The organism is Microvirga aerophila (assembly GCF_003332305.1).
GTDB classification, from domain to species: Bacteria; Pseudomonadota; Alphaproteobacteria; order Rhizobiales; family Beijerinckiaceae; genus Microvirga; species Microvirga aerophila.
Genome location: NZ_QOIO01000130.1, coordinates 1 through 4,854, shown reverse-complemented (window position 1 = coordinate 4,854; position 4,854 = coordinate 1). Strand labels below are relative to the sequence as shown.

The following is a 4,854-nucleotide window of genomic DNA, read 5'->3' as shown; positions in this document are numbered from 1 at the left end:
CTGCTGGCAAGCTGACACTCGCCCCTCATGTGGCGGGCGATGGCCGACATTGCCTCATCAAGAGAGGGGAAGTTGGCGACCCCTATCTTGGATAGTCCGGAGTTGCGGTCTGGATGGATGACGAAGAGCGACGAGGAGGCTTCGGTGATTGTCCCAAGGGGCCGCCCAAGCCGGTCGCTCAACGCCCAAGTGCGCGGTTTGAACGCCGCAGGTGTCACGACCACATCCACGGCACCTTCTCCACCAATGAAGGATCATTCTTGCGTCGAGAGCTAGGCTGTCAAGCGATGTCGGGGCCGGTACCGCGATGCTTTAATGGCGGGTAAACACTCCAGCCTGTTCCATGCCGTCGGGTCATAGGTGGGTTGGGCTTCTCCAGGGTTCACCCCCGACCCACCCGCCTTACATGTCGCTCATCCGCTACGGCATCCCGCGGCGGGTTCCTCCCTAAACTCGGCCACCTGCATGGTGGCCTTTTTTCTCGTTGTCAGTGCGCGACACGGTTGCGCTCGTGCTAGCCCATTGTTGAGGTCGTCTCATGTTCCTATCGGTCATCCTTTCAAGCATTCGTCAGTGGCATCGCTCCCGTGAGACAGCGCGCCAACTGTCTGCCCTTTCCGACCGGGAGCTTTCGGATATCGGCCTCTCCCGGAGCGACATCCATCAAGTTGCACGCCACGGGCGGTAAGGGGCAAAACCGACCTCCCCTCGTGAGCTGGTCATCCGGCGCGGCCTCTTGCATCGGGGGCTGCGCCGAAAAGTTTACGGGACGTTAACCTCCACATGTTCACATGATCCCATGTGGAGGGTCTATCATGCGAACAATCGCACTCATCAATCAGAAGGGTGGTGTCGGTAAAACGACGGTCGCTCTGCATCTTGCTACGGCATTTCAGCACGCCAATGCTGCAACCCTAATCCTTGACTTGGATCCGCAGGCATCCGCCTCGGAATGGCACGACGCGCGTGAGGCAGAGTTGCCTCATGTAGAGAGCATCCAGCCTGCCCGATTGTCCAAGGCCATAAGCACTGCGCAGGAAATCGGAACGGATGTTCTGATCCTCGACACCGCTCCCCATGCCGAGAGCACAGCCCTGGAAGCCGCTCGCCTGGCGGATCTGGTCCTTGTACCGTGCCAGCCCTCCATCATGGACCTGCGAGCGATGAGGAAGACCGTGGACCTCCTGAAGCTGGTGCAGGTTCCCGCCTTCGCTGTCCTTAACAGCGTCTCATCCTCCGGCACGGTGGCGGATGAAGCAGCAGAGATGATTGAAGGTAGTCTGGGCCTGGCTGTTTGCCCGGTACGGCTTGGTGATCGGGTTGCCTACAATCGATCTCTTATCACGGGACAGACAGCGCTGGAGTTCGAGCCTCAAGGCAAGGCAGCCCGGGAAATCGAACAGCTTCATATGTGGGCATGTGAACAGATGGGCATGGCAGCATCTGAGCCTATTCTCATGATAGCATGAGAGCATTCAATCATGCAGACATGTGCGAAGGCTAGTACGGCTGCATGTGCACATATCAGCATGTTCTCATCACAACATGGCATCATGCCAGAATAAGAACCATCGAACACATTAGAGTGTGAACATGTCCAATCGTTTCGCCGCTGGTCTCTCCAAGCTTAAAGACGTTTCAGGGAAAGCTCCTGCGCAAGCCTCAGCGCTCGTTCCTACCCCGCAGCAGGAAGAGACTGCATCTGCCATCAGCCGCGCCTCTGAGCCTGCGCCCAGCCGTAAGGGAAAGGTAGCAATCTCTGCGTACTTCGATCCGGTCGTGCGTCAGCAGCTCGCTATCCTCGCGGTGAAGCAGAACAAGTCCCAGGCCGCCCTTATGGCTGAAGCCTTGAACCTGATGTTTGAACGCTATGGAGAGGCACCCATCGCTCGGGCATAATCACATGTTCGCACGGTTACATGTGAACATGTAGTCAAGTTTGCTTGATAGCTCTCATCCTTCAACCTGATCGAAATCAGAGGACTAAAACGTGACCCAAATCCTGAAGCAGCGCATCGGTGAGAGGGTTGGTGCGCTGAAAATCTCTTGGCGCCAAGCATCCATGGACGCTGGCTTAGGAGCAGGGTTCATACAGGACATCATCACAGGGCGTGGGCAGGCTCCAGCAGAGCAGGCTATCACGAGCCTTGCAGCGGTCCTTAAATGCAGCCCAGCTTACCTCATGGGTGAAAGGGACGAGGCTCCTCACAATATTCCGCAGACAATCCTCGGTACGGTCCAGCGGCCCGATGTCGTGATGACGCTGAAGATTGTCGATGAGCTTCTCACGAGCGGCCATGTGGATGCTGCTCACCTTGCAGTGAAGCGCGTACTCAAAGAGATCCAAGTCCAATAGTTAACGGCTCGTTAACAGATCTGGAGTCAGTTTAAGGCCCGGCCTGTTGACGGTGGTGAGTCCGCCGTTCACCGTAGCCGGTGGTGCGCGCACTGAATCGCGCATCAAGGAGAAAAGTAGAGCCTAGACACACAAAAGCCCGCCGAAGGGGCGGGCCTCATGTCCGGCAAGCGCCGGGGAAGTTCATTGATTGGCGTCATGATCATCCCCCAAGCGCTGTGCCTTCGTCAAGCGGAAAACGTCATTTTTCGCGACGGCGGAGCTTTGCCCCCATGAAGCACCTCCCCCTGCGACGGGTCCATGAGATCCGAAGGAAAACGCATGTTCGCGGAGCAGATGGCGAGCGCGATTAATGACGCGCGGACACTGACCAGACTAGACGACCTGTCCAAAGCCATCTGGCAGGGATGGGGTGCCAATGCCGTTACCGATGACCAGGCGCAGGAGCTGGCAAGCCTGATTCACGCCCGGCGCCTTGTTGTGCGAGGGGAGGTGAAGCCTGTTGGCATCCCTCCTGGCCGACCGTCCATCTTCCCGCCGCGACGCGTCCAGCGGACTCCTGTCCGGTCCGTGGCCATTGCTCGGCGCCGACATCTCGCAGCCTCAGGGCCTATGCCTCCGTCCCTGGCCTGTAAGTTCACGGTGGGCGAGCTGGCAGCTCTGCGGATCGTGACCGATGAGGTACGGGAGAAGGGGCACTGTGACCGCTCGCTCGGGGAGATTGCGGCGCGGGCTGGGATCGGCCGCACGACGGCACAGAACGCCATCAGGGCTGCTGCTGCCATGGGGCTGCTCACCGTCCAGGAAAGGCGTCGGGAAGGCCAAAAGAACCTGCCGAACGTGGTCCGCATCGTCTCCCGGGAATGGCAGCAATGGATCAAGCGGGGAGGGCAGGGAGCCGGCCGCTCAGCCTCGAAGGCGATAGGGTTCAAAAAAACAGACCCCACGGACAAAGGATTCAAAGAGAGAAGAGAAAACGGCATTCCCCCAGAAGCCTCTGAGCCTGAATCCCGTTCCCAAAACACCTGAGAGAACCGAAGAAAGGCATTCGGCAAAGCCGGGGCGGTTTAGGAGAGGGGCAATGTCAGATTCTGATACCGCAAAAGGAAAGCGCAGTCCGCGCCGCGCCTATGACGGGCAGGGCAAGGAGATTCAGCCGATCACCATTGGCTGGCTGCGCAAGCAGGGCATGCGCTCCGTCGCCGCCTATGGCGAGGCCACCAGTTGCGGCCACATGGCGACCCTTCCCATCGATGGGATACCCGACGAGTTGCCGGTGCCGGATGTCAGCCTCAAATTGCGCTGCTCCCTATGCGGGAGCCGTTCAATCCATACGCGGCCCGACTGGACCGAAATGCGCGCGGCCGGGATGGGGCGAGATGCCTGACGAGCTGCGCTCCCCGATCAAGCACCACTTTGGTGCTGCACCGGATCGACCCAGAACATCGGGTGAGGCGCTTCTACAGCCTCATGATCGAGCAGGATCTGTTCGGGACCGTGCGCCTGGTGCGCAACTGGGGCCGCATCGGCACCAACGGGCAGGAGCTGGTCGAGGAGTTCTCCAACGAGATCGAGGCCGGCCAGGCGCTGGAAGCAGTGGCCCAAGCGAAGCGTCGCAGGGGCTACCGGGATCTTTGAGGCCAAACCTAGATTTAGCCCCATCAGATAGGACGATATGCCAAATAATTCCTATCAGAGCTACTCTGTAGGATTAGGCTTACTAACGTAGATTACTCAAGCGAATTGCGGTACCTAGATTTGGGTAAAGTCATATTGCCAGTATTCCTATCGCTTCCGCCATATTTCTGACGCCAAAGAACTTCCTAGTTTGATGATTAGGCGGCTCTTTACAGGTGGTGCGACAATGTCCGTGCCGGAGATGATTGTCTCAGGAAGGTTTTTCTTCCATCTCATCTGCAACGGAGAGGTGATCCGTGACGAGGAAGGGGTCAATCTGGCAACAGAGGATGGCGTTCTGATCTGTGCCGCTCAAGCCATCCAGGAACTCAGACAAGAGGGCTTCTTCGCTTCAGGAGAATGGCAGGGGTGGCAGATGGAGGTCACTGATTGCGCTGGTCGAACGATCCTGAGCTTCGCTCTTGGTGAGCCCAATCTGGAGCAAAGCCCTGTCTGCGTGCATTGAAGGCTCTGGATTTCTGAGACGGCCGCGATTTTGCGGAAGGTCGTTTATGGAACGGGAGCAGCGTGTTCGAGCAAGACGCCGCTTACCGCTTCCTTGCAAGGCGTTGACCGATCCACTCCTGGGCTTCTTCCAGATCGGCAAATGTCGGCGGATCTCGTGCGTCCAGACGCCCGAACCCTGCTTCCAGATACCAATGGCCGGAGAGGCCGTCATAGTGCTCGCCGAGGCGGGACAGCACCGCTAAAAGCCGCTGCTCCTTGTCGAACACCAGCAGGCCGTCCTCATCACTGCCGTTGGCGACACGCACAGGCTGAAGGGTGAAGCTCATGCAGCGGCCTGATCCTGCTCCAGGTGC

10 protein-coding genes are annotated in these 4,854 nt (G+C 58.5%); 8 read left to right on the top strand and 2 right to left on the bottom strand.

What is annotated here, in order from left to right; genetic code table 11:
- A partial coding sequence (locus DRB19_RS30915; RefSeq protein ID WP_114189394.1) for a hypothetical protein occupies nucleotides 1–230 on the bottom strand: 230 nt, incomplete at its 3' end.
- 308 nt (nucleotides 231–538) lie between these two features.
- On the opposite strand from DRB19_RS30915, the gene DRB19_RS28885 reads away from it, so the two are divergent.
- The 8 genes from DRB19_RS28885 (at nucleotide 539) to DRB19_RS28850 (ending at nucleotide 4,499) form a co-directional block, all read left to right on the top strand.
- Nucleotides 539–688, top strand: coding sequence for a DUF1127 domain-containing protein (locus tag DRB19_RS28885; protein WP_114189392.1), 150 nt, complete (start codon nucleotides 539–541; stop codon nucleotides 686–688).
- A 127-nt stretch (nucleotides 689–815) separates the two neighbouring features.
- Complete coding sequence (gene parA / locus DRB19_RS28880) at nucleotides 816–1,469, top strand: ParA family partition ATPase (protein ID WP_114189391.1); 654 nt, start codon at nucleotides 816–818, stop codon at nucleotides 1,467–1,469.
- A gap of 124 nt (nucleotides 1,470–1,593) precedes the next feature.
- Nucleotides 1,594–1,899 carry a ribbon-helix-helix domain-containing protein gene (locus DRB19_RS28875; RefSeq protein WP_114189390.1) on the top strand — a complete coding sequence of 102 codons (306 nt, stop codon included), beginning with the start codon at nucleotides 1,594–1,596 and terminating at the stop codon, nucleotides 1,897–1,899.
- A 91-nt stretch (nucleotides 1,900–1,990) separates the two neighbouring features.
- On the top strand, nucleotides 1,991–2,356 hold the full coding sequence (locus DRB19_RS28870; protein WP_114189389.1) for a hypothetical protein: 366 nt from the start codon (nucleotides 1,991–1,993) through the stop codon (nucleotides 2,354–2,356).
- A gap of 321 nt (nucleotides 2,357–2,677) precedes the next feature.
- Nucleotides 2,678–3,385, top strand: coding sequence for a hypothetical protein (locus DRB19_RS28865; protein WP_114189388.1), 708 nt, complete (start codon nucleotides 2,678–2,680; stop codon nucleotides 3,383–3,385).
- A gap of 52 nt (nucleotides 3,386–3,437) precedes the next feature.
- Nucleotides 3,438–3,743 carry a hypothetical protein gene (locus DRB19_RS28860; RefSeq protein WP_114189387.1) on the top strand — a complete coding sequence of 102 codons (306 nt, stop codon included), beginning with the start codon at nucleotides 3,438–3,440 and terminating at the stop codon, nucleotides 3,741–3,743.
- Between the two features lie 62 nt (nucleotides 3,744–3,805).
- A complete protein-coding gene (locus tag DRB19_RS28855) occupies nucleotides 3,806–3,994 on the top strand; it encodes a WGR domain-containing protein (RefSeq protein WP_338067386.1) in 189 nt (62 codons plus the stop codon).
- A gap of 226 nt (nucleotides 3,995–4,220) precedes the next feature.
- On the top strand, nucleotides 4,221–4,499 hold the full coding sequence (locus DRB19_RS28850) for a DUF6894 family protein (RefSeq protein ID WP_245439902.1): 279 nt from the start codon (nucleotides 4,221–4,223) through the stop codon (nucleotides 4,497–4,499).
- 82 nt (nucleotides 4,500–4,581) lie between these two features.
- On the opposite strand, the gene DRB19_RS28845 is transcribed toward DRB19_RS28850, so the two are convergent.
- The coding region (locus tag DRB19_RS28845) for a hypothetical protein (protein ID WP_245439900.1) at nucleotides 4,582–4,854 on the bottom strand (273 nt) is incomplete at its 5' end.